Below are 24933 nucleotides of genomic sequence, written 5' to 3' on the forward strand. Positions count from 1 at the left end.
TGATTGAACCCCAAGGTAAGGCCGGAGAGTATTCTGGTCGTTTGTGAATTCTGCGGAAATAATTTACTTTAAAGTCTGAACCTAAAATATAGAAATAAAAGGGAAGCTTACAAGGCTAATAAGGCTAATGCGGCTTAATCATATTTTCTGCGCCAGATTTGGTCGAAATAAGTGTTTTCAGCAGAAAGTTACACCATTACCCAAAGAATATATTAAGATGATCAACCTAAATTGAGCGCCATGATTCATATTTTTATTTTATTCCCGCTGCTAGCCAAATGGTTATTCTTTGCCGAGCCAACTCCCCGGTTCGAAGCCCAAACGCTCGATGCAAATATTTCTATTGGTTACGGATTAGCCCTGGGCGATGTGGACAGCGATGGCAAAACGGATATTTTACTAGCCGATAAAAAGCAATTTGTGTGGTACCGCAACGGCGACTGGAAACGGTTTGTAATGGTAGAAAATCTGACGGAACGGGATAACGTTTGCCTAACTGCCCGCGATCTGGATGGCGATGGCAAGGTTGAAGTAGCCGTGGGAGCGCAATGGAACCCGGGCGAAACCAGCGATCTGTCTAAATCTGGCTCGGTGCATTATTTAATCCGACCCCAAGACCCTACCCAACGCTGGGAGGTTGTAACCTTACCCCACGAACCTACCGTGCACCGGATGCGCTGGGTTAAATCAGCAGAAGGCGCAGCTTACCTGGTGGTAGTGCCGCTGCATGGCCGCGGCAACAAAGATGGGGCAGGGGCCGGCGTGAATATTTTGGCGTATAAACTGCCGGCAAATCCCCGTAGTGCCTGGCCCACCGTTACCCTCGACAATACCATGCACCTGACCCATAACCTGGACGTAGTAGAAACCAAATCGCCGCAGCGCACCGACTTATATATTGCAAGTAAAGAAGGCGTACGTTTGCTGGCGGGCTTCAGCGATAAAAAAAATAATAACCAGGCGGCACCAATAGTCGGCGTAGAGCAGGGAGCCGGCGAGGTACGGGTAGGTAATTTGGGCGGGAATCAGAAATTTCTGGCCACCATTGAGCCCATGCACGGTACGGCTGTTGCGGTTTACGTACTCGGGAAAAATACTACCCGGCAGGCTTTAGACGAAAATTTAAAAGAAGGTCATGCCCTGGCTACTGCCGATTTATTGGGTCTGGGCCGCGATCAGGTAGTAGCGGGCTGGCGTAATCCGAATGCCGAGAATAAAGTAGGTATTAAACTCTACATTCCTACCGATAAAGCGGGTACCCAATGGCAATCGCACTGGATAGACGAAAACGGGATGGCTACCGAAGATTTGCAGGTGCAGGATCTGAATGGCGATGGTAAGCCCGATATTATTGCCGCTGGCCGGGCCACCAAAAATCTAAAAATTTACTGGAACAAGTCTAAGTAAAAGCTATAACCGGAGCGTATTTCTTTTGGAGAAGGTGGCGCTTTCATAGAGTGCCATTACAGGCTATTTGCGGCCAAGATAAGAATATGCTGGGTCTATAGTTAGTCTAATAACTTAAGGCATGGGTAGGGTTATCGGTAGCCTTAAAATAAAATTTATTTGCCGGTAATTTTTCGTGTGGTTGTTACACTTTAAAGTAAAGAAAAAATAGTACTTTTGAAGATTGTAAAACAAACAATAAGGTATTCATAAATTTATTAACCATCCACCCATGTCTACAATTAAATCACTTATAAGCGTTTATCTGCTACACCGGCTTGGCAGCTAAACAAAACCAGATGCACCACTTTGGCAATCTACTGGGTTGCTCCAGTACCACATGGGCCTAATCTGCAAGTATCTAATTAAACAACTACACAAATAATACTATTTACCCTAAGCTAAAGCTAAAAGAGCGGAGAGGTGCTGGTTTCTGTTGCAGTGCTGCACAGATAATTATGGTTGTACTGGTGCCGCAGCTTAAGCCAGGCAATTATTTATAAGTAAAAATGCTTTTTGGCCGTCACACGACCATTCCTGATTTAAAAATCAATTAGTTAAAATTTAATATTTTGAAGAGAATAGTAGCTTTAATATTAACCCTTTTTTTGGGTGCCGGGCAGTTGCTACCGGTGCGTGGCCAGGATACTAATTTCCCGGCCAATAATATTTCTTTAAACGATTTAAGTGCTTTTAAACCGGCTTCGGGCAACTGGAAACTGGTAAGTGATGTTTATTTCAATGCTTTAAAATCCGGTAAAACTAAACTTACTGTGGGAACCGGCATACTATTAAATTCCGGAGCTAAAAGCGAACAAGCCCATTTATTTACCAACCTGGAGCACGGCGATTTAGAACTGGAACTGGATTTTATGCTGGAAAGGGGCGCCAATTCCGGTATATTTTTGCAGGGCCGCTACGAGGTGCAGTTAACCGATTCGTGGGGCGAGCAAAACCCCAAAGCCACCGACGCGGGCGGTATTGGTCAGCGCTTCGATGATAAACGGCCCGAAGGACAAAAAAATTACGAAGGCCATGCGCCCGCCCAAAACGTAAGTAAAGCCCCGGGCCTTTGGCAACATTTAAGTATTGTTTTCCGGGCACCGCGGTTTAACCAGCAAAGTCAGAAAACTGAAAATGCCCGCTTAATTAAAGTTGTTTTAAACGGCGTAATAGTGCAGGAAAACGTAGAAGTAACCGGCCCAACCCAAGGTGCCGCATTTCCCGACGAAAAGCCAACCGGTCCTTTAATGTTGCAGGCGGGTCAGGGGGCAATGGCTTTTCGGAACCTGGCTTACCGGTCTTATGGCACCGAGCAGGTGACCTTATCGAATTTAAAACTACAATCGTACGAAGGGGAAATCCGGAACTTAAGCGATTTTGCTAAACTGGCACCCCGCGCCGAAATGAATGTAGATGTGCTGGCCCATCTGGCCCCTGCCAGCCGCGATAAATTTGCCGGTAAAATATTGGGTACTATTCATATACCAACCACCGGCGAATATTTATTTAACCTGAACCTGGCCTGGATACCCCAGGATACCAACCCCAACTGGATAAACGGTGCCGGCGAACTTACCATTAACGGAAATAAAGTGCTAACCGTAACGGGCCGCACGGGTATTGCTTCCGGCAAAGTAAACCTGCCCAAAGGCGACTATCCCGTGGAGCTTATTTATTTTAAAAGTTCGGCGTACTGGTATGCCCGTAGCAACGATATTACCTTATCGGTAGGTGGGCCGGGTGTGGCGTACAATGCCCTTAATACGCCTTTACGCGCCGAAGAACCCGTAGGTGCAATTACAGTAATGGCCCGCACCGAACCGGTTATGCTCCGCGGCTTTGTAGAGCATCAGGGCAAAAAGAAAACGCATGTTATATCGGTGGGTGAACCGGGCGGTGCCAATTATACTTATGATTTACAGACCGGCAATTTTTTACAAATCTGGCGCGGTAATTTTATCGAGGCCACACCCATGTGGCACGGTCGCGGCGAAACCCAATTGGCGGTACCGCTGGGCAGCATCATTTCGTTGCCGGGTAAGCCCGCGCTTGCTTTTTTAGCCGATAAAAACGCCGCCTGGCCCGATTCTAATGCCGCTTACCAGTATACCGGCTACGATGTTACCAAAGCTGGCCGGCCGGTTTTTAAGTATACTTTGGGTAATGTCTCGGTACGCGAAGCTTTTGCCACCGAAGATGGTGGCCGCAAGTTAACGCATACCATTACCGTAACACCCGGCCAGGAAAATAAAGAGATATGGTGCCGGGTAGCCGCTGGCAGCAATATTACCAAATTGCCCAACGGGTTATATGCGGTAAATAACAAAGAATATTACATAGAGTTACCCCCTAAAATAAAGCCTCTTATCCGGAGTGCCGGTCAGAATACCCAGGAAATGCTTTTACCGGTAGAGGCCAAGAGCAATGTTGGTGCGGTTAATTATGCCATAATCTGGTAAAGGTTTAAGTTGCGGAAGTACAATCACATGAAAAAGAATATTTGTATAAATACCATAGTCCGGTCTGTTTTAGTAGCGGGCTTGTTAAACCTGGCTGGTTTTGGTGCGTGGGCCCAGGTAAAAAAAGTAAATCCCGAAACCGGCAGCAAGCAAGCGGCTCCGGCCCCTAAAGGCCTGGCCAAAATAGAACCGGCGCCGGCCAAAGAAGACGATTTTTACAAGCTGATATCTTTACCAGTACCCGAAAATATTATACTGGAAGTGGGTGGGATGGCAACATTGCCCGATGGCAGTTTAGCTATTTGTACCCGGCGCGGCGAAGTTTGGCTGGTTAGCAACCCCAATATTTCGGGTAATGCCAAGCCCAGTTTTAAACGGTTTGCTTACGGTTTGCACGAGCCGCTGGGCCTGGCCTACAAAGCCGGCGATATTTACGTAACCCAGCGCAGCGAACTTACCCGGTTACGGGATAATGATGGCGACGGTCAGGCCGATTCTTACGATAAAATATATTCCTGGCCTCTATCGGGTAATTACCACGAATATTCTTACGGACCTACTTTCTTGCCCAACGGCAATATGTTGGTTACGCTTAATGTGGGCTGGAGCAATAGCTTGGGACACGGCGTTAGTTTGGTGCCCTGGCGCGGCTGGGCTTTGGAAATTACTCCCGATGGGCAAATGATGCCGTTTGCGGCCGGTATGCGCTCACCAGCTGGTTATGGTTTTAATGCAACCGGCGATTTTTTTTACACCGAAAACCAGGGCGATTGGGTGGGCTCCGGCCGCATTACGCACGTAGAAAAAGGCGACTTTGTGGGTAATGCCGAAAGCTTGCGCTGGACCGATTTACCCGGATCGCCATTAAAACTAAAACCCGAAGGCGTACCCAACACCGGTGAGCCTTTGTACGATGTAGCCAGGCGGGTGCCGGAATTAAAAGCCCCGGCCGTTTGGTTGCCGCACGGCATTTTGGGAATTTCTACTTCCGGCTTACTCACCGACAATACCAAGGGCAAGTTTGGTCCGTTCCAGAACCAATTATTTGTCGGCGACCAGGGTCAGAGTAAAATAATGCGCGTGGATTTAGAAAAAATAAAAGGCGAATACCAGGGTGTGGTATTTCCGTTCCGCGAAGGTTTTTCGTCGGGTATTTTGCGGCAGGTGTGGGGCAATGATGGCTCTATGTTTGTGGGCATGACCAGCCGGGGTTGGTCTTCTACGGGTAAAGAATTGTTTAGCTTGCAGCGCCTCGTCTGGACCGGTCAAACTCCTTTCGAAATGAAAACGGTACGGGCCATGCCCGATGGTTTCGAGATTGAATTTACCATGCCGGTAAATAAAACGGTAGCAGCAAATCCGGCTTCGTACAAAGTAACCGGCTTTAATTATAAGTACCACGCCAATTACGGTAGCCCGGTTATCAACAATGCGCCTTGTCCTATTCGGGCAGTAGTGGTTTCGGAAGATGGGTTAAAGGCTCGGTTAGTGGTAGATGCGTTGCGCCTGGGGTATATCCACGAAATTACCGCCGAAGGTGTTAAAGCAGCTTCTGGCCAGAATTTATTACACCATGTAGGTTATTACACCCTGAACAATTTGCCCGACGGCGAAAAGTTAAATATTACCGCTTCGGCGGCTGGTCACGACCATGCCGCCATGATGGCAACAGCAAAAAAAGCTACTTCAGCGGCTACCCGTACCCCTGCGCCTAAAACTACTACTGCTGGCGCGGCAACTACCCGCAATGCGGCCAAACATATAACCGAAATGCCAGCCGCCTGGAACGGTACTGCCGATTATACCATCAATATGGGTACCAAACCGGGCTTAAAATTTGATCCCGCTCAATTTCAGGTAAAAGCCGGTAGCAAAGTAAAAGTAGTATTTATTAACGACGACGACATGCTGCACAATTTTGTGGTGGTATTGCCGGGAACAGCCATTCAGGTGGGCGAACTGGCCATGAAACTTGGCCTGGAAGGTCAGCAGAAAGATTATATACCCAACACCGATAAAGTGCTATACCATACCAAATTATTACAATCCAACACCTCCGAGACCATTTACTTTACAGCCCCTGATAAACCCGGCGAATATACTTACGAATGCTCTGTGCCGGGTCATTTTTACGTAATGCAAGGCACCATGAAAGTATTGGCCCGGTAAACAAATAAGAGTTTTCATCCTTTAGCTCAAGTAAAAAGCCCGGCCGGAAAGTTGTTATGTCTATAATAACTTTCCGGCCGGGCTTTTTATTTGGTATAAATACGGCTGGTACTACTTTAATGAGATCTTAGGTTGATATCGCTACGGCAACGTTGCCTTTTAAACAGCAGTTTGTTTGGTTACTTACTGCTGCATTAGTTACTTAATAAGTAGTTTTATCAAATCAGCCTTAAGTGAGTAGTTATAAAAAGCTATAAAATTTGTATATTAGAATCAGGAGCCGGAAAATGGCTTTAATCAAAACACGTTCTCAATAACAAAGAATAACCCGGCAGGTCTGCGTACACATGTAAATAAAGTGCCGGTTAAGGATATTTCCGAGCAAATAAATAATCAACCACCACAAAATATTAAAAATAATATGAACTACGAAAACGAAAAATCTCGGCGGGACTTTATAAAAAAGGCCGGCTTAAGTACTGTTGGTTTAACCTTGGGTTGGAGTGCCAAAAGTTACGCCAGTATAATAGGCGCCAACGATCGGGTTAGAGTGGCCGCCATAGGAGTAAATGGCCGGGGTAACGGCATGGCTAAAAATTTTGCGAAACAAACCAATTGCGAAGTAACCTACGTGTGCGATGTAGATGCAAATGCCATGGCTAAAACTGTAACCGGCATAGCCGATATTGCCAAAAAGAAACCCAAAGGCGTTAAAGATTTCCGAGCTATTCTGAACGACAAATCGCTTGATGGGGTCTATATTGCCATGCCGGATCACTGGCACGCGCCGGCAGCTATTCTGGCTTGCCAGGCTGGTAAGCACGTGTACGTAGAAAAACCTTGCAGCCATAACCCGTATGAAGGCGAGCTATTGGTAGAGGCCGCCCGCAAGTACAACCGGGTGGTGCAAATGGGCAATCAGCGTCGTTCCTGGCCCAAAATAATAGAGTGCATGCAAGAGCTAAAGGCCGGTGTTATTGGCAGAGCGTATTTTGCCAAAGGTTGGTACACCAATAACCGCAAACCCATTGGCAAAGGCAAACAAGTACCCGTACCGGCCAATTTAGATTATGAATTGTGGCAAGGCCCGGCTCCCCGCCGACCATACCAGGATAATATTATTCATTACAACTGGCATTGGTTCTGGAACTGGGGTACCGGCGAAGCTTTAAATAATGGAACCCACGAAATAGACGTTATGCGTTGGGGCTTAGGCGTAGAATATCCGACCCGGGTAACTTCCGGCGGTGGCCGCTATGCCTACCAGGACGATTGGGAAACACCCGATACGCAGGTAATTACGCTTGATTTTCCGGGTAATATTTCAATAACCTGGGAGGGGCGCAGTTGCAACAATTATCCCATTGAAGGCAGTGGCCGGGGTGCCATTTTTTACGGCGAAAAGGGTACAGTGGTAACTACCGGCGATAATGGGTATGCGGTTTATGACCTGAATAACAAAATAGTAAAACAGGTGCAGGACGAGGTTAAAACCAACACCATCGATCCGGCTGGCCCCGGCGACCGGTTAGATGCTTTTCATATTAATAATTTCCTGGATTGTATCAGAACTGGCAAGCGCCCGAATGGCGATATTGAAATCGGACATAAAAGTGTATTGCTTTGCCAGTTAGGCAATATTGCTCAACGTACGGGCCGGGTTTTAAATTGTGACCAAAAGAATGGGCATATCATGAACGACCAGGAGGCCATGGCACTTTGGCGCCGGGAATACGAACCAGGCTGGGAGCCAAAACTGGCTTAACTTTACCTAAGTAAGTTTCTTTTGTATGAATTGCCAATTGGTCATTAATCCTTCAAATAAGTGTCTGCCGGTTATTTCTTCAATTATTTGCAAAATAACCGGCAACAATACCATAAGTAATAAATAGCAGGTTGTCGGGTATTTTCTTATATGGTATAGCATAATACGCCTGCCTTATCTGGTTGCTTACTTGCCAGGAACTAGGATTTTTTATATAAATATTTGTTTATGAGTTGTTTGTGTTAGCTATTCGGAAAGAAAAAGCAGAACGATTTACGCTTAATATATACTGGCTTTTGCGCAAACAGAGCATCAGAATTTAAAGTGTTGCTTTTACTTGTTTGATTTTAGCTATTTATAAGTTTAGTAACCTATTTCAGATTTTACGCCGTACCTTAACAACTATCCTGTGGAAATGTAAAAATTACAAATGTTATATATAATAACGTTACCACTTTGTATTTGATTTTGAGTTAAGTTGCCTTATCTAAAAATGTAATAAATTTTTCAGGATTTTATTAAATATTTAATACTTGATTTGACTGGTTTTTCTTTTAATAATTATATTCAAGATTTTTATTTTTAAGTAAATAGTTTAACTTGCCAAGAAAGTAGCTTTAAATACTAAGTACTTGTACTGGGCTAAAGAACAACTGTTTTTTAGATTTGATAAAAAGTAAAGCTAAAGCTTTGCTATACATGTATAGTTAAATTAGGGTCTTTTCGGGCTTTAGTTTTAAGATAAAACAAAATAGATTTTCTTAATTTTTAGATTAAATAAGCTTACAAACTAAAATGAGTTGAGTACCTGATTTTGATTTTCTCCACATAGCAATAAAATCTTCCTGGCTTACTGCTGGTTTTTATTTATCTCTTATACAGAATAAAGATTTTTTGCTTAGAACCTACTCCGTACGCGAACATTATCGACCAACTATATAATGGGTATACGCCAAAAATTATATTAGTAAATTATTCACCCTAACCGATTAATCTATGCACAAAACAATTACGCCCCGACTAGGCAAATTTGGTCTGGCTACAGCCTTGGTTTGCCTTTACCTCTCGGGAGCAGCCCAAAACCCAACAAGCCCGGCTACGGCTGTTACCTCTGGTGCCTACTACGCCAGTACGGTAAGTGCCCCGTCGGCTCATGTAGCAGCTTCTGTACTTCCGGTAATTGATATTCGCGGTAAAGTTACCGACGACAAAGGCGACCCCCTGCCCGGGGTTACGGTAGTTGTAAAAGGTACTACCAATGGTACTGCTACCGGCGCCGATGGTACCTATTCCTTAAGCATACCCGAAGCTTCCGGTACCCTGGTATTTTCTTATATTGGTTACGTTACCCGCGAGGTGCCTTTAACCGGCGGTCAAACCACTTTTAACATTACTCTACAGGTTGATGCCAAAACTCTGGAAGAAGTAGTGGTAGTAGGTTATGGTACCCAGAAAAAAGCCAACGTAACCGGAGCCGTATCTTCTATAACCATTGATAACCAGGTGTCTAGCCGGGCGGTGCCTAACGTTTCGTCGGCCATGTCGGGTTTAGTACCCGGTTTGGCGGCGGTTCAGTCTTCGGGTATGGCCGGTAGAAATGGTGCGGCTTTGGTTATCCGGGGTATAGGTTCTGTTAATGGTAACAGCGCCCCCTTAGTGGTAGTTGACGGCATGCCCGATATTGATATCAACCGCATTGACATGAACGATGTGGAAACGATTTCGGTGTTAAAGGATGCTGCTTCAGCCGCAGTTTACGGCTCCCGGGCGGCTAACGGGGTAATATTAATTACTACCAAATCCGGTAAAGGCAAGAAAAAAGCCACCATTAACTTTACCAGCACCAATGCCATGGAAACGCCTATCCGGTCCTATGATTTTATGTCGGATTATCCCCGGGCTTTAACGCTGCACCAACGGGCCCAGGCGGTTGGTACTCTTCCAGCCAATTTTAACTTCCGGAACGGCACCATCGATCAGTGGATGGCTTTGGGCATGATCGACCCGGTAAAATACCCGAATACCGATTGGTGGGATGTTATTATGCGGAACGGCGTTATTAGCCGGCAAAATTTATCGGCCTCCGGCGGTAATGATTTATCTAATTTCTACATTTCTGTGGGCATAGTAGATCAAAAAGGCTTACAGATTAACAACGATTATAAGCAATACAACGCTCGGGTAAATTACGATTACAAGGTTCGGAATAATATAAACGTGGGTATTAAACTTACCGGCAATACCTCTAAACTTGCTTATGCCTTAGAACAAGGCTTTACCGATAGTGAAGGTACCAACACGGCCGGCTACGATATGCAGTATGCCATTGCCGGTATTTTACCTTACGATCCTGTTACCGGATATTTTGGTGGGGTTATGGCCTACGGCGAAGACCCTCAGGCCTATAACCCCTATACGGTATATGTAAATAACCTTACCCGCCAGAACCGACATGAAGCCAATGGTAATATTTTCGCCGATTGGTCACCGATTGAGGGGTTAACGGCCCGGGTAGATTATTTCTTAAATTATCGCAATCAGTTCCAGTACAATGCCAATATGCCTAACCAGGCTTATAATTTTCAGCAGGGAGCTTTTGGTAGCCGGGTTTATGTAGGGGCCAATGCCGGTATTAGTAACCGAACCGAGATGGACTACAAAACCATGTTTACCGGGCGGTTAACATACAATAAAAAGTTTGGCACCAACCATGAGCTTGGCCTCCTGGCAGTTTATAGCGAAGAGTACTGGAATGAACGTTACCAAGGAAGTGGCCGGTCGGATCGGTTATATCCTACCTTGCATGAAGTAGATGCTGCCCTTACCTTACCCGGCATGGTTTCGGCCTCTGGTGGGGTTGATACGGAAGGATTACGTTCTTATATTGGCCGGTTAAATTATACCGCTTTTGATAAATACCTGTTAGAAGCTAACTTCCGGTACGATGGTTCTTCTAAATTCGTAGCTGGTTCTCAATTTGGTTTCTTCCCATCTGTAGCCCTGGGTTGGCGTTTTGTAGAAGAGAGTTTTATAAAAACTTTTACCAGTCGTTTCTTAAGTAACGGTAAGCTGCGCATGTCGTACGGCGGGTTGGGTAATAATTCGGGCGTAGGCCGCTACCAACAAAAAGAAGTACTTGCCAATAATAATTATATGATTGGGGGTAATATTGTAAAAGGGTTTGTGTACAGCAAAATGATCAACCCGGATTTGTCCTGGGAGTCAACCAATGTGTTTAACGTGGGTCTGGACTTAGGCTTCCTGGACAACCGGTTAAGCGCCGAATTGGACTATTACGACCGTTTAACTACGGGTATGATTCGGCCTTCTGAATTTTCCATTCACCTATCCGGCGCTTACTCTCCGCCACCGCGTAGAAATATTGGTAACCTCCGTAACCGGGGGGTAGAAGCTAATTTAAACTGGTCCGATACTTTCAGACAAGTAAGATATGGTCTTAACCTGAATGCTTCTTACAATAGAAATGTTCTGGAAAAATGGAATGAATTTGTTGGGCGGGGCACAAACAATGATAACAACCAAGTATTTGTAAACATGCCTTATGGCTTTATTTACTCTTACGAGGATATGGGTATAGCTCAAACCTGGCAAGACATTTATAATGCCACTCCCCAAGGCGCCTCGCCGGGCGATATTTTACGCAAAGACTTAAACGGCGATGGTCGGATTGACGGTAACGACAGAAAAGCTTACCCCAATGTACAACGGTTGCGGCCTTCTACTAACTTCTCGTTAAATGCCAATGCTTCTTATAAAGGCTTTGATTTACTCGCTTTATTCCAGGGTTCGGCTGGCCGTAAAGATTTCTGGTTGAATAACTACAACAACGTAAACTTTGGTACCCAACGTTATGCCTCTACCTGGCAACATTGGAATAACCCCTGGAACCTGGAAAACCGGACCGGAGAATGGCCCCGTTTGTCTGGGAATGCTAACCGGGAAGAATCAACCTTCTGGTTAGATGATATGAGTTTTATCCGGGTTAAAAACCTGCAATTAGGCTACACCATCCCAGCTACAATCTTAAATAGAGTTGGTGTAACCAGTCTGCGAATTTTTGGCTCGGCCGAGAATCTGGCAACCTTTACTAATTTCCGGGGCCTTGATCCCGAAAAAGGTGCCGACCGAAACGACATGTACCCAATTGTAAAATCTTATTCACTAGGTGTTAACCTAAGTTTATAAAAACATTTTATTTATGAGTAATTTAAGAATAAATTCAAAAAAACTGTTTATACCAATTCTGGCGGGGTTAATGGTTTTCGTAAGCGCTTGTCAAGATGACTTACTTGATCAACAGCCTACTACCGAATTAGGTACGGCTGCCTTCTGGAAAACGGAAGATGATGCCACTTTTGCTCTATACGGCGCTTATGCCGGTATTCGGCCTTTATTCGACCGTGATTACTATTTCGAAGGCCACGGCGAGTATACCCGGGTGCGGGGAACCAGCGCTACCAATGGCAACTTGCGCCTGGGTGACGCTTATCAAGGCGCTAATTACGATCCAACTGGTTACGGTGATGATTTTGATAAATATTACCGGCACCTGTATGGTGGCGTGCACCGGGCCAATTACGTTATCCAAAATACCCGGAAATTAATGGCTACTGCCAGCCCGGCTTCTGTGCCAAACCTGGAAAGAATTGTTGGCGAAGCCCGTTTATTACGCGGAATGGTTTATTTCCGGCTTATTTCTATGTGGGGCGATGTACCCTATATTAATAGTGTAATTACTTCTAATGCCCAGGTAGCAGATATTACCCGTATGCCCATGGCGCAGGTAAAAGACTCTATTATGGCCGATTTTACCTATGCTTACGAAAAACTACCAGTAAAATCTACGGAATTAGGCCGGGCGGCTAAACCAGCTGCTTTAGCGTTCCGGGGTAAATTACAACTGTATTGGGGTAGCTGGAATAAAAATGGCTGGCCCGAGTTAGATACTTTTATTCCCAATGCTGCCGCTGCTACGACCGCCTTTACGGCCGCAGCCGCCGATTTTAAGCAAGTAATAGAAGGTTTTGGTTTAAACCTCTTCCGCAATGGTGAACCCGGCAGTATTGATGTCTTGGGTAAGGCCGAGGTTCTGCCCAACTACTATTATCTGTTTACCCCAGTGGCCAACGGCGATCCCGAAATGATTATGTACTTTACCCACGGCGGACCCGGTACTAATCAAGGCGAAGAACTAATGCGTGATTTCTCAGGCCGTTCGCACGAAGGCTCCCAGTGCTGGGTATCGCCGCGTTACGAACTAGCCGACCGTTATCAGCTAACAACCACCGGCGATTTTGCACCGGCGATGGTTCCCATGAACCCATCAACCAATGCGGCTGCTAGAACGGTTCCTAACTCGGCCGTAAATCCGCAAAGTTATGCCAATCGCGATTACCGCATGAAAGCCTCTATTATGTGGGATTATGAAATGAGCATTGGCATGGCGGCTTTAAAATCTACCGGCTGGACACCATTTATTTACAGAACCTGGGCGCAACCCGTTACTATTAACGGAGAAAGATTAACCACTTATAATACCGATGGTAGTAACTCCGGCTATGTATTCCGGAAGTTCCTGCGGAATTATGCCGGCCAGGGCCGCAGCGACGGAGATTACGCCTTCCCGGTTATGCGCTTAGCCGATGTTTACCTGATGTATGCCGAAGCCACCAATGAAGTAAATGGTCCGCAACCTGATGCCATTGCTTTGGTAAATAAAATTCGTTATCGGGGTAATTTACCGGCCTTAAAAGCTGATAAAACAGCTGATAAAGCTGCTTTCTTCAGTGCTATTGAGCAAGAGCGTATTATTGAATTGGTAGCCGAAGGGCATCGCGGTTTTGACCTGCGCCGATGGAGAGCCATTGAAAGAGTTTGGGGACAGCCAGCTAGTGCCGGTGTGTGGCGCATAGATACCTGGGGTGCCCAGCAGACGCGCTACTATCAAAATACCCCCGAACGGACGTACCAGCAAAACTATATCTTTAGAATTCCGCCTGGCGAACGCGACCGCAACCCCAATTTAACCCAGAATACACCATGGTTGTAAGGGTGTGGTTTGTGTAAATAATTAATCTGAATATTAGAAGAATTTAAGATGAAAAAATATTTTAAAACACTTTTTATATGCTTACTGGTCCCGTTTGTTTGGATTGGCTGTAAAGAAGACTTCCCTATTGATGAAGATGGTTTATTGATTACTAACCGGGGGCAATGCTATGTAAGTAACTTTGAATTATTAGGTTCCGACTTTCAGACAGTTCGGAGTAAGAATGCGGTAATTGATACAGTTGCCCAAACAATAAGGGTAGAAGTTTTTTTTGGTACCGATCTGAAAAATCTCTATCCACAGTTTTCGCTTGTAACCGATGCCAAACTAGACCCTAAAATTACCGGTAAAGTAGACTTCTCGGACTTAAATAGTCCTAAAGTATACACGGTAGTTTCTGGTAACCGGAAAGTTAGGAAGCCCTATACGGTTTATGTTACTGTTCAACAATAGTCTTAATTGAACCCAAAAGAAATAATAATGAAACGTAAATATTATTTAAATATACCTTTTTTGCTGGCATTGCTCCTGCTCCTGAATGCCTGCGAGGAAGAAAAGTATGCTATTCCTACTACCAAAGATGCCCTCCAGAATGATGTAATCAAGCGGAGCTTAGGTCCCAATCTGGTAGGCCAGAATATAGAGTTTGCTTATGCCATGGCTATACCCAGAACCAGGGGTAAACTGGTTTCGGCCCAGGTAGAGGCTTCTATAGAAGGTGCTACCGGTACTTATCTTGAGAATAACTCTTACTACGCAGGTGGTAATGGTGCTGATGTGGCAGTAAAGATAGGCGAACCATCTACTACTGAAGGTAAAATAACCAAAGTCTCTTTTACCGCTGACACTACGGCGGCTACTTTGCGCTATTTTTACCGGATTCCGGAAGCCGCTCGCGGACAAACCATAACTTTTAAATTTACCGCCAATAGCAGCAACGGCGAAACGGTTTCGTATTCTATGGGACCTTACAATATATCCAAAATGGATATGAAATTAGACCTGACTGTAAGTGATAACAATGCCGCTTATATTTCTATTGAAGATATGGCCGTTTATAATGCCACCTCGGCCGCTGCCAACGCTGGTAAAATAGATCTGGTTTATCTTTATCGGACCAGTCCTGCTTCGTTTGCACATGCTTTGGTGGCACCAGCTACTGATCCGCAATATCTGCCCGGTATAACCCTGCCAGCCGGCGTTAACCGGAATACCAAAATTAATAAAGCCTGGGCCCTGCGCGATCAGCAATTGGCACGAGCTCAATTTGGGGTATTTATTGATGATTTAGATTTCCAGGCAATAAATTTTGCCGATGCGCCTAATTTTGCGATTAACATGAGAGCCGAATCAGGAGTCTGGGTGGAAACGGCCGATGGTAAGTACCGGGCTTACATTTATGTTAACTCAGTAAATAATACCAATAGAAGTGCTGTAATTAGTATTAAGCGATACGCGCTTTAATCGGGTACTTTTGGGGCATGGGTCTGCTGGTAAGCAGACCCATGTTATTTTATTTAGATCCATTATTTAAAAAGAAAACAGACGCTATGCGCGAACGCTACTTGGTATACCCCTTACTGGCAGTCTTGTTGGCCGTTGTTATTCTTTTACCTAACCGGGCACTTGCCCAAAAATTTATTCATCCGGGTATTAACCAAACCGGTAAAGATTTGGCGTACCTGAAAAAAGTGGTACAGCAGGGCCAACAACCCTATAAAGATGCTTTCGAGCGGTTAAAAGCCGCCACCGATTTAAGTTTTAAGCCTAAACCTTTTACCCATGTGCAGCGGGGGCCTTACGGCAAACCCAATATTGGCGGCGATGATTTAGCCCGGAGCGCCGATATGGCCTATAATTGTGCCCTGATCTGGTACATTACCCAGGATAAAGCTTACGCGGGTAAAGCCATCGAAATACTTAATGCCTGGTCGCCGGTGCTCTGGGATTTTGATTATAACGATGCCAAACTCCTGGCCGCCTGGACCGGCCACGTGCTTTGCAATGCGGCCGAAATATTGCGCTACACCAATGCCGGCTGGCAACCCAGGGAGATAGAAAGTTTCTCTAATATGCTGATGACGGTGTATTATCCGTTAATGCGATATTATTATCCGCAGGCCAACGGCAACTGGGACGGAGCTATTATCCACTCGATTATGGCCATAGCTGTTTTTACCGATAACCGTGAAATGTTCCAGAATGCAGTTAACCATTTTTTGCGGGCACCGGTAAACGGCAGCCTGTTTAAATATATTTACCCCAGTGGCCAGTGCCAGGAAAGTACCCGCGACCAGGCGCACGTGCAATTAGGCTTAGGCGAATTTGCCGGCGCGGCTCAGATAGCCTACACACAGGGCGTTGATCTTTTCTCGGTTGGCGATAACCGGTTAGCCTTGGGCTACGAGTATACTGCCAGCTTTTTAGCCGGACAAAAGCCCCAATGTTACGGTACGATATCGGAGCGGGCCAAAACCCTCCGCGACGACTACGAAGCCGTTTATGCCCACTATACGGCGCAGGGTGTAGAGATGCCTTACACCCGGCAAGCGCTCGTTGCGGTTCGGCCTAAAGCACACCGGAGTATTTTAACCGCCGTGCGGGAGCCTGCCGGAGCAAAGCCGGTAAATATTGGCGTACCTAAGCCCAGCACCATTGGTTATATTGCCGGCGCTGGTGCCACAGATAAATTAAATATTCCGGCAAATGCTATGCTGGTTTCGCCGGGGCAATCGTTACAGGAGGCGCTTAACGCTGCGGCTGGTACCGGCCGTTGGGTTGTGGCCAAAGCCGGATTGCATACCTTACCCACTACCCTTAAAATACCCAGCAAAGTTACTTTGACCGGCGAGGGATTAAGTACAATTCTTTTTCTGGACCCAGCTTCCGGCGAAAGGGAATCTTTGGTTAACCTGAATAACGACCTGCACGAAGTAACTATCCGGGATTTGGTAATAGAAGCGGCGTTAAAGCCGGAGCCACCCAGCGATCCCAACAGTGCCCGTTCTTACCGGGGAGGTTACAACCGCGGTGGTATCTTATTTCGGGCTTTAGGAGCAGGCCAAATGAAAAAAATTAACCTGGTTAACCTTACCGTCCGGAACAGTACGTACAACGGCGTTTTAATAAGTGGCGCCACAGGCGTAAATATTACCCGTTGCAATTTCGATGAAAATGGCGGCAATGTGGTGCCGGGCCCTAAACTGCAGCACAACCTGTTGTTAACCCACTGTACTGATATAAATATTACAGATAGCCGCTTAGTTACCTCACCGCACGGTAGTGGCCTAGCCCTGGACCATTGTCAGAACGCTACGATTAGCAACTGCGAAATAGCGCGCAATGCGTATTACGGCGTATTTATTTCTGAATCTAAGAATATTACGGTAAAAGATAATTTAATTGAAGCGAACGATCAAAGCGGCGTAATGGTCGAATTTTTATCTCGCGGCTCCGAAAATATTACGGTAAGTAACAACCAGGTGCAGTTTAACGATGGCTACGGGGTAGAAACTTATGCCGTGCGCAATGGTAAAATTGAAAATAATAAATATACTGGCAATGGCAATAACCGCGAACAACAACTGGTACGTTCGGATAAAGTTATTTTAATGCCTTAAAAGCAGCGTTTAAAGCTGGTATATTTTACCCATGCGGCTTTGGGTACAAGGCTAAAACCAGACTGGTAATACCCACGCGGGCGGCTGGTAAACGTGTTGGCTTTACGCAACCGCAGTAATCAAATGCTTGCTTCTCTAACCAGAATGACGATACCAACTAATTAATACGCAATGAAATTATACCACCACTTTTTAAATACTTTAGGCATATTGCTGTTGCTCAACTTGTCGGTAGCCGCTCAAAACGGTCCGGTTACAGCAACCACCAAACTTCCTGCGCATCCGCGCTTGTTATTGTTGGCCGGCGAAGAAGCCGCCATCCGGAAAACCATCTCAGCCGATAAAACCTGGGAAAAAATGCACCAGGCCATTCTGGCCGAAAGCGATAATTTACTGGATAAGCCACCCGTAGAAAGAATTCAGATTGGCCGCCGTTTACTCGATAAATCCAGGGAAGCTTTGCGGCGCATATTCTTTCTGTCGTATGCTTACCGCTTAAGCCAGCAGCCTAAATATTTACAACGCGCCGAAAAAGAAATGCTCGCCATCTCGGCTTTCAGCGACTGGAATCCTTCGCACTTTCTGGATGTAGCCGAAATGACCATGGCTGTAGCCATTGGTTACGATTGGCTGCACCAGGATTTATCACCTAACGCTAAAGCTGCTATAAAAGATGCTATCCTGAAAAAAGGTTTAGAGCCTTCGCTCAACCCCAAACACAACAGTTGGCTCAAAGTTACCCACAACTGGAACCAGGTTTGTAATGCCGGTATGGCTTACGGAGCGCTGGCTATCTACGAAGATCAGCCGGAACTAGCCCGCAATATTATTAACCGCGCCATCGAAACCATTGTACTGCCCATGAAAGATTATAGTCCGGGCGGCGCTTACCCCGAAGGGTATGGTTACTGGGGCTACGGCACCAGCTTTAATGTAATGTTTAACAGTGCCATCGAGAAAGCCTTTGGCCAGGATTTTGGTTTAAACAGCCAGCCTGGTTTTCTGCAAACCGCCGGTTACCTGCAAAACATGACCGGCCCTTCGGGTAATTCTTTTAACTATTCCGATGCTGGTACTGGTGGTGGTTTACAGCCCGCTATGTTCTGGTTTGCAAATAAATTGAAAGACCCGTCGGTGTTGTGGGTAGAGCGCAGCCGCTTACAAAAAGAAGAGGCGAGCAAACACGTAAAAGATCGCTTGTTGCCGGCTATTATGATTTGGAGCAACGGCATGAGCATCCAGAATATTCCGGCCCCAAAAGAAAAAGTTTGGGCGGGTGCCGGCAGCATGCCGGTAGCCCTGATGCGCACTTCCTGGACCGACCCAAATGCCATATACGTAGGTTTTAAAGGCGGCTCGCCCTCGGTAAACCACGCCCACATGGATATTGGTTCTTTTGTAATGGAAGCCAACGGTGTACGCTGGGCCATGGATTTTGGTATGCAGAACTACGAATCGCTCGAATCAAAAGGCGTTCAATTATTTGGCCGTACCCAGAATGCGCAGCGCTGGGAAGTATTCCGGTACACCAACCGGGTGCACAATACCCTTACGGTTAACAACGAACTGCAACGCGTAGACGGTAAAGCGCCCATTACGGGTGTTTCTAAGGCACCGGCGTTTATGAGTGCCACTACCAATATGAGCGAAGTATACAAAGGTGCGCTGAGCCAGGCAAACCGGGGCATTGCCATTGTAGACCAGGCGTACGTAGTGGTGCGCGACGAACTGGAAACCTTGCCGCAGGAAAGCACCGTACGTTGGAGCCTGCTCACCCCGGCCCAAGTGAAAATTACCGGTAAAAACCGCGCAGAACTAACCCAAAACGATAAAAAGCTGATATTACAAGTACAGGAACCCGCTAATATTACCCTGAAAACCTGGTCTACCGAGCCGCCCCGCGATTACGATGCGCCTAACCCCAATACTACCCTGGTTGGTTTTGAAGCCAAAATGCCCGCACAGGCCAAAGGCGCTTTAACCGTTTACTTAATCCCGGAAAACGCCGAAAAGAAGGCAACGAATAAAGTTCATCCGCTGGCCCACTGGCCGCAATCGCCGTTGCCAGTTAAATAATGACGGGAAATACTATTGAAAGATCGAGGTAGATAATTTTAAATCACGTTGATTCTTCTATATCCACTCCAGATATTATGCCGGTATTAACAAATAGAATACTTGTGCCTTGGTGCAATAATTTAAAATAAGCTTGTATGCGAACGCCTCATATTTTTCTTTATGCTTTTCTTTTTCTCTGTTTTATGCAACCGGCCTTTGCGTATGAGCACCCCGGCGGCATGCATCCCCAAAAACAAATCGATTTTGTAAAGAAAAAGATTCAGCAGAAGCAACAACCATTTTACAATGCCTACCAGGTATTAGTGGCCGAAGCCGATTCGGCTTTGTTGGCAGAAACCCATGCCCTGGCCGATTTTAATGTGCCGGGCTATTATATAGATGCAGCTAAGCACCGAAGCAACTCTAAAAGCTTGCAAACCGATGCCTTTAATGCTTACGCTTGTGCTTTGGCTTACCAGTTGAGCGGTAAAAAGAAGTATGCCGATAAAGCGCTGGAACTCCTAATGGCTTGGGCCCACAAAAATAAATCTTATTCAAACCACGATGGTAGTCTGGTAATGGCTTATTCCGGTACTGCTATGATTATAGCGGCCGAACTGCTTTACAACTACAAAACGTGGAAACAACCCGATAAGGAAATATTCTTTTCCTGGGCCAAAAATGTCTATCGGAAATCGGCCGATGAAATCAGAACCCGCAAAAACAATTGGGCTGATTGGGGGCGTATGGGTTCTATTCTGACCGCTTATTTACTCGACGATAAAGCCGAAGTGGCCGAAAATATCCGGTTAATAAAAAGCGATTTATTTCATAAAATTGCGCCCGACGGCCACATGCCCGAAGAAGTAAAACGGCAGGCTAACGGCATTTGGTACACGTATTTTTCGTTGGCGCCCATTACGGCGGCAGGTTGGGTAGCCTATCAGGCCAATGGCACGAACCTGTTTACTTACCAGGAAGATGGCCGGTCTATTAAAACCGCGCTGGATTATATGCTTTACCACAGCCAGCACCCCGACCAATGGAAGTGGTTTCAGAACCCGAGCCCCGGTAAACCTGGTTCTTGGCCAGGTAACTTGCTCGAAGCCATGTACCCAATTTACAAAGACCCCAAATACAATGAGTATGTAAAAGCAGCCCGGCCAATTCATTATCCCGGTCATCATTTTGCCTGGACTTTCCCTACGCTTATGCCGCCGCTTTTAACTTATGATAATAAAAAGTAATATTTGGCCCGTGCTAGTCTAATTTAATTACTAGAACTAAATAAGGGTAAAAGCAGCAAAAAGACCTCTTTTAATCCTACATTCATAATTTTTAATTTCTAACATTTAATTTGGCGAAGCACTACTGCGTTTTTTCCGGAGAGTTAGTTCTAGTTCCCTTATGCGTATTTGTCATGAATTTTAAGTATGCAAGAAAAAAGTTGGCTTTGGCTGTGGTGAGTGCCGGCTTGTTGTTGCCGGTTTACAGCCATGCCGCCAGCATAAAAATAGCTGCTACTGGTAAAGAACAACTGCCAGACAATTCTGCAACGGCTAATAGTTACGGCACTATTGGCTACCAAGCCAATGCCGATCTGGAAAAGATCCGTACCCGGATTATAGCAGACTTAATGGCACCGGCTATAAACGAAGCGGTTATTAGCGAATTAATAAAATCCATAAAGCCGGATGGTAGTTGGCCTAATATTAATTACCAGGATGTATCGCGCACGGGTTTCCAGCACAGCGAGCATTTACAAAACATGCTGGAGCTAAGCCGCGCTTACAAAAAAACGGGTTCTAAGTTTTATGGCAATCCGGAGGCAAAAAAAGCGGCTTCGTCGGCGCTGGATTTCTGGCTAAAACACGATTTTATTTGCGATAACTGGTGGTGGAACGAGATGGGTACACCCAACCACATGATTAATATTTTGCTGGTACTTGATACCGATTTAACCCTAGCGCAGCGAGAAAAAGGTTTAAAAATTGCCAACCGGGCTAGCCTGGAAGCTTTTGGGGCCCGGCCAGGCGGCGACCTGATTCAGATAGCCGGCATGCTGGGGAAACAAGCTTTGTTTTCGCGCGATGAACAGGTGCTGGCCAGAGTGGTTCAGGTAATGGCCGACGAAATTAAAGTTACTACCGGCCGCGGCCTAAAACCCGATTTAAGCTTTCATCACCGCACCGATAATGTTATTTCTACCTTATCGTACGGCACCGGTTATGCCAGTTCGTTTGCTTATTGGGCAGTTAAAATTGCCGGCACTCAGTTCACCTTGCCCGAATCGGCCATGAAACTGCTCGTTGATTATTTTCTCGATGGCATTTGCCAGTCGATGGTGTACGGCAAGTATCCGGATGCTGGTGCCAAAAACCGCGAGCTTTCCCGCAAAGATGCCCTTAGTCCGGCCAGCGCTGAGTTAGCGCAAAATTTAGTTCTTGCGTCAAACTACCGCCGCGAAGAATTAAATAATATTATTAAAATCCGGCAGGGCGAGAAAGAACCAGATTTGGCGCGCACCCATTTTTTCTGGCATTCTGAATATTTTACCCACCAGCGGCCTAATTATTTCGCTTCCGTCCGGATGCACTCCAGCCGCGGCAATAACATGGAAGAACCGCATAACGAAGAAGGCCTGAAAAACCACCACTTTGGCGATGGTTCTAATTTTATTTACTGTACGGGGCAGGAGTATTTCAATATTTTTCCGGTATGGGATTGGCAAAAAGTACCCGGCACTACCGTGGTACAAAAACCAACCTTACCGCCCTGGAAGCAAATCGCTAAAAAAGGCAAATCTAGTTTTGTGGGTGGGGTAACCGATGGCCACCTGGGTACCGCCGCTATTGATTTAACCAGCGTACACGACCCGCTAAAAGCCCGCAAGGCCTGGTTTTTCTTCCAGGATGCATACGTTTGCCTGGGAACCGGCATTACCGCCAACACCGAATACCCCGTAGCCACCACCCTGAACCAAAGTTTGCTTAACCAGCAGGTAATTATAAAACGCGATAAAGAAGAAATTTTACCATCAGGCGAGCACAACCTGGATAAAGTTGCCTGGGTGGCGCACGATAATATTGCCTATATTTTCCTGGCACCCACCGCGCTGCATCTGAAAAATAATACGGCTACCGGCAACTGGCACGAAATTAACCACCATACCTGGGCTACTACCGACGAAGTAAAAAAAGAGGTATTTAAGCTCTGGCTCGACCACGGCGCCAAACCCCAGAATGCGGGCTACGCCTATATAGTAGTGCCAAATCTGGCGGCCGCACAGGTAGAAGCTTACCGCAAAAAAAATAATTTACAAATATTGGCGAATACCCCTGCAGTACAAGCGGTACATCATAAAAAAGCTAACATTAGTCAGGTAGTATTTTACCAACCCGGCAGCATTAAGTTAACCAAAGAACTGACGCTTACCGCCCAAAACCCTTGTATGGTAATGCTCCAAACGGGTAAAAACGGCATTGAAAAGTTAACGGTTTCTGATCCTTCGCGCCAACTGCAAACCTTGGAATTAAATATTACCGGCCGATTTGAGGGAACTGGCAATAACTGGCAGGCTACCTGGAAAGGAAAGCAAGCAGGTACTTTGGTTCAGGTTAAGTTGCCCATTGGTGATATGGCCGGAGAGAGTGTCGTGCTGGAACAGAAAAGTAAATAAGTTAAATACTGAAGTAGATTGTAAAAGTTAATTATGGGTAGGATTAAAAACTGGTACTATTATATTGTTGTGTGTTTTTTCGTGGTATTGGCTTCGGGAGAGGTGGCGGCGCAAACCAAACGAGCCAATGGTTACAAAGGCATCTGGTTTACGCTGGGGCAGTTTTCGGAACACGGCGATAAATATTCCGGTGGCTTGGGTACTTATACGGCCAATCATATTCCGGTAGCCATTTATGCCACGGCCGTAAAGAAAACCTTTTTTGTGTACGGCGGCACCACGCAGCAAACCGAAAAGCACCTGCTCATTATGCTGTCATATTATGATCATCAAAAGGGCGTGGTACCCAAACCCGTTATTGTGTACGATAAAATGGGCGTAGACGATCCGCACGACAATGCTTCTTTGTCCATCGACGATAAAGGGTATATCTGGGTGTTTGTGAGCGGCCGGAATACTTCCCGCTTAGGGCTAATATTTAAAAGCCGGCAGCCTTACCAGATTGATGCTTTTGATAAAATGTACGAGGGCGACCTGACTTACCCGCAGCCCTGGTGGGTACCCGGGCAAGGTTTTATACATATGTTTACCCGGTATACCAAAGGCCGGGAACTATATTTTGCTACCAGCCCCGATGGCCGGACTTGGACTGAAGCGCAAAAACTGGCTGGCATGGGCGGCCATTACCAACTCACTAATATGCACCAGGGCAAACTGGTATCAGTGTTTAATTACCACCCCGGCGGCAACGTAGATAAGCGCACCAATATTTACGCCGTACAATCCGAAGATATGGGTAAAACCTGGCGAACGATGAGCGGTGCGTCCTTAACCATTCCACTAAGCAGCTCCCAGTCCGAAGCCCTGGTAAAAAACTATGAAGCCGAAGGCAAGTTGGTTTATTTAAACGATTTAAATTTTGATAAAAATGGCAACCCCGTAATATTGGCTGTGGTTAGTCGTCATTTTCAGCCGGGGTCGCAAGGCGATCCGCGCGAATGGCAGCTTATAAGGTGGGAAAACGGCCAGTGGAACTTTCAGAAAGTCTGCGAATCGACGCATAATTACGATATGGGCTCGCTTTACATAAAAGATAATTACTGGGAAATTATTGGCCCCACCGAGCCAGGGCCACAACGGTACGGCACTGGCGGCGAAATGGCTTTGTGGGTAAGTAAAGACAATGGCAAAACCTGGCAAAAACAACAGCAAATTACGCAAAACAGTCCCCGTAACCACTCGTATGCCCGCCGCCCGGTAAACGCCCATCCCGATTTTTACGCTTTCTGGGCCGATGGTGACGCCGATAAATTCTCGGAATCGAAGTTATATTTTACGAATAAAAAAGGAGATAAAGTATGGGAACTGCCTTACCAGATGGACCAGGATTTTGCCAAACCCAAAAGGTTAAAATAATGAAGCTATCTGCTAAAATATTGCTTGGTAAAGAGAAGCTATTCCTGGTGCCAAATAATAGTCGTTTAAGAATAGCCGTTCCTCGGTTTGTGCATGATGCTCGCATTGGGAATTATAACTCGGTAATGAATAGTTTAAGAATAGTTGTTCCTCGGTTTGTGCCCTCACAAACCGAAAGAAAGCCGGTAGCTGGCGTTATACTAAAGGTCTGTGAGGGCACAGACCTTGGTGACCGGAATATTTAAATA

General features: G+C 46.0%; 13 protein-coding genes. All 13 read left to right on the top strand.

Going from position 1 to position 24933, the window contains the following annotated elements; all coding sequences use genetic code 11:
* Nucleotides 1-240 precede the first annotated feature (240 nt).
* Complete coding sequence (locus ACO1R6_RS17615; RefSeq protein ID WP_486266338.1) at nucleotides 241-1407, top strand: FG-GAP repeat domain-containing protein; 1167 nt, start codon at nucleotides 241-243, stop codon at nucleotides 1405-1407.
* A gap of 611 nt (nucleotides 1408-2018) precedes the next feature.
* Complete coding sequence (locus ACO1R6_RS17620; protein WP_486266339.1) at nucleotides 2019-3908, top strand: 3-keto-alpha-glucoside-1,2-lyase-like domain-containing protein; 1890 nt, start codon at nucleotides 2019-2021, stop codon at nucleotides 3906-3908.
* Nucleotides 3909-3935: 27 nt separating this feature from the next.
* Nucleotides 3936-6077, top strand: a complete 2142-nt coding sequence (locus ACO1R6_RS17625) for a plastocyanin/azurin family copper-binding protein (RefSeq protein WP_486266340.1) — start codon at nucleotides 3936-3938, stop codon at nucleotides 6075-6077.
* Nucleotides 6078-6498: 421 nt separating this feature from the next.
* Nucleotides 6499-7842 carry a Gfo/Idh/MocA family protein gene (locus ACO1R6_RS17630; RefSeq protein WP_486266341.1) on the top strand — a complete coding sequence of 448 codons (1344 nt, stop codon included), beginning with the start codon at nucleotides 6499-6501 and terminating at the stop codon, nucleotides 7840-7842.
* Between the two features lie 996 nt (nucleotides 7843-8838).
* The gene (locus ACO1R6_RS17635) at nucleotides 8839-12048 is read left to right on the top strand and encodes a SusC/RagA family TonB-linked outer membrane protein (RefSeq protein WP_486266342.1); all 3210 of its coding nucleotides are present in this window, start codon (nucleotides 8839-8841) and stop codon (nucleotides 12046-12048) included.
* A gap of 13 nt (nucleotides 12049-12061) precedes the next feature.
* Nucleotides 12062-13912 (top strand): RagB/SusD family nutrient uptake outer membrane protein, encoded by a 1851-nt coding sequence (locus tag ACO1R6_RS17640; RefSeq protein WP_486266343.1) that lies wholly within the window; start codon nucleotides 12062-12064, stop codon nucleotides 13910-13912.
* A gap of 48 nt (nucleotides 13913-13960) precedes the next feature.
* A complete protein-coding gene (locus ACO1R6_RS17645; protein WP_486266345.1) occupies nucleotides 13961-14365 on the top strand; it encodes a hypothetical protein in 405 nt (134 codons plus the stop codon).
* A 27-nt stretch (nucleotides 14366-14392) separates the two neighbouring features.
* Complete coding sequence (locus ACO1R6_RS17650) at nucleotides 14393-15376, top strand: DUF4466 family protein (protein WP_486266346.1); 984 nt, start codon at nucleotides 14393-14395, stop codon at nucleotides 15374-15376.
* An 86-nt stretch (nucleotides 15377-15462) separates the two neighbouring features.
* Nucleotides 15463-17532 carry a right-handed parallel beta-helix repeat-containing protein gene (locus ACO1R6_RS17655; RefSeq protein ID WP_486266348.1) on the top strand — a complete coding sequence of 690 codons (2070 nt, stop codon included), beginning with the start codon at nucleotides 15463-15465 and terminating at the stop codon, nucleotides 17530-17532.
* Nucleotides 17533-17703: 171 nt separating this feature from the next.
* On the top strand, nucleotides 17704-19608 hold the full coding sequence (locus ACO1R6_RS17660; RefSeq protein ID WP_486266349.1) for a heparinase II/III domain-containing protein: 1905 nt from the start codon (nucleotides 17704-17706) through the stop codon (nucleotides 19606-19608).
* 137 nt (nucleotides 19609-19745) lie between these two features.
* Nucleotides 19746-20837 carry an alginate lyase family protein gene (locus tag ACO1R6_RS17665; RefSeq protein ID WP_486266350.1) on the top strand — a complete coding sequence of 364 codons (1092 nt, stop codon included), beginning with the start codon at nucleotides 19746-19748 and terminating at the stop codon, nucleotides 20835-20837.
* A gap of 173 nt (nucleotides 20838-21010) precedes the next feature.
* Nucleotides 21011-23269: a polysaccharide lyase family 8 super-sandwich domain-containing protein gene (locus ACO1R6_RS17670; protein ID WP_486266351.1), complete on the top strand. Its 2259-nt coding sequence runs from the start codon at nucleotides 21011-21013 to the stop codon at nucleotides 23267-23269.
* A gap of 33 nt (nucleotides 23270-23302) precedes the next feature.
* Complete coding sequence (locus ACO1R6_RS17675; protein WP_486266352.1) at nucleotides 23303-24685, top strand: BNR-4 repeat-containing protein; 1383 nt, start codon at nucleotides 23303-23305, stop codon at nucleotides 24683-24685.
* Nucleotides 24686-24933 lie beyond the last annotated feature (248 nt).

This window comes from Adhaeribacter sp. (genome assembly GCF_057359045.1).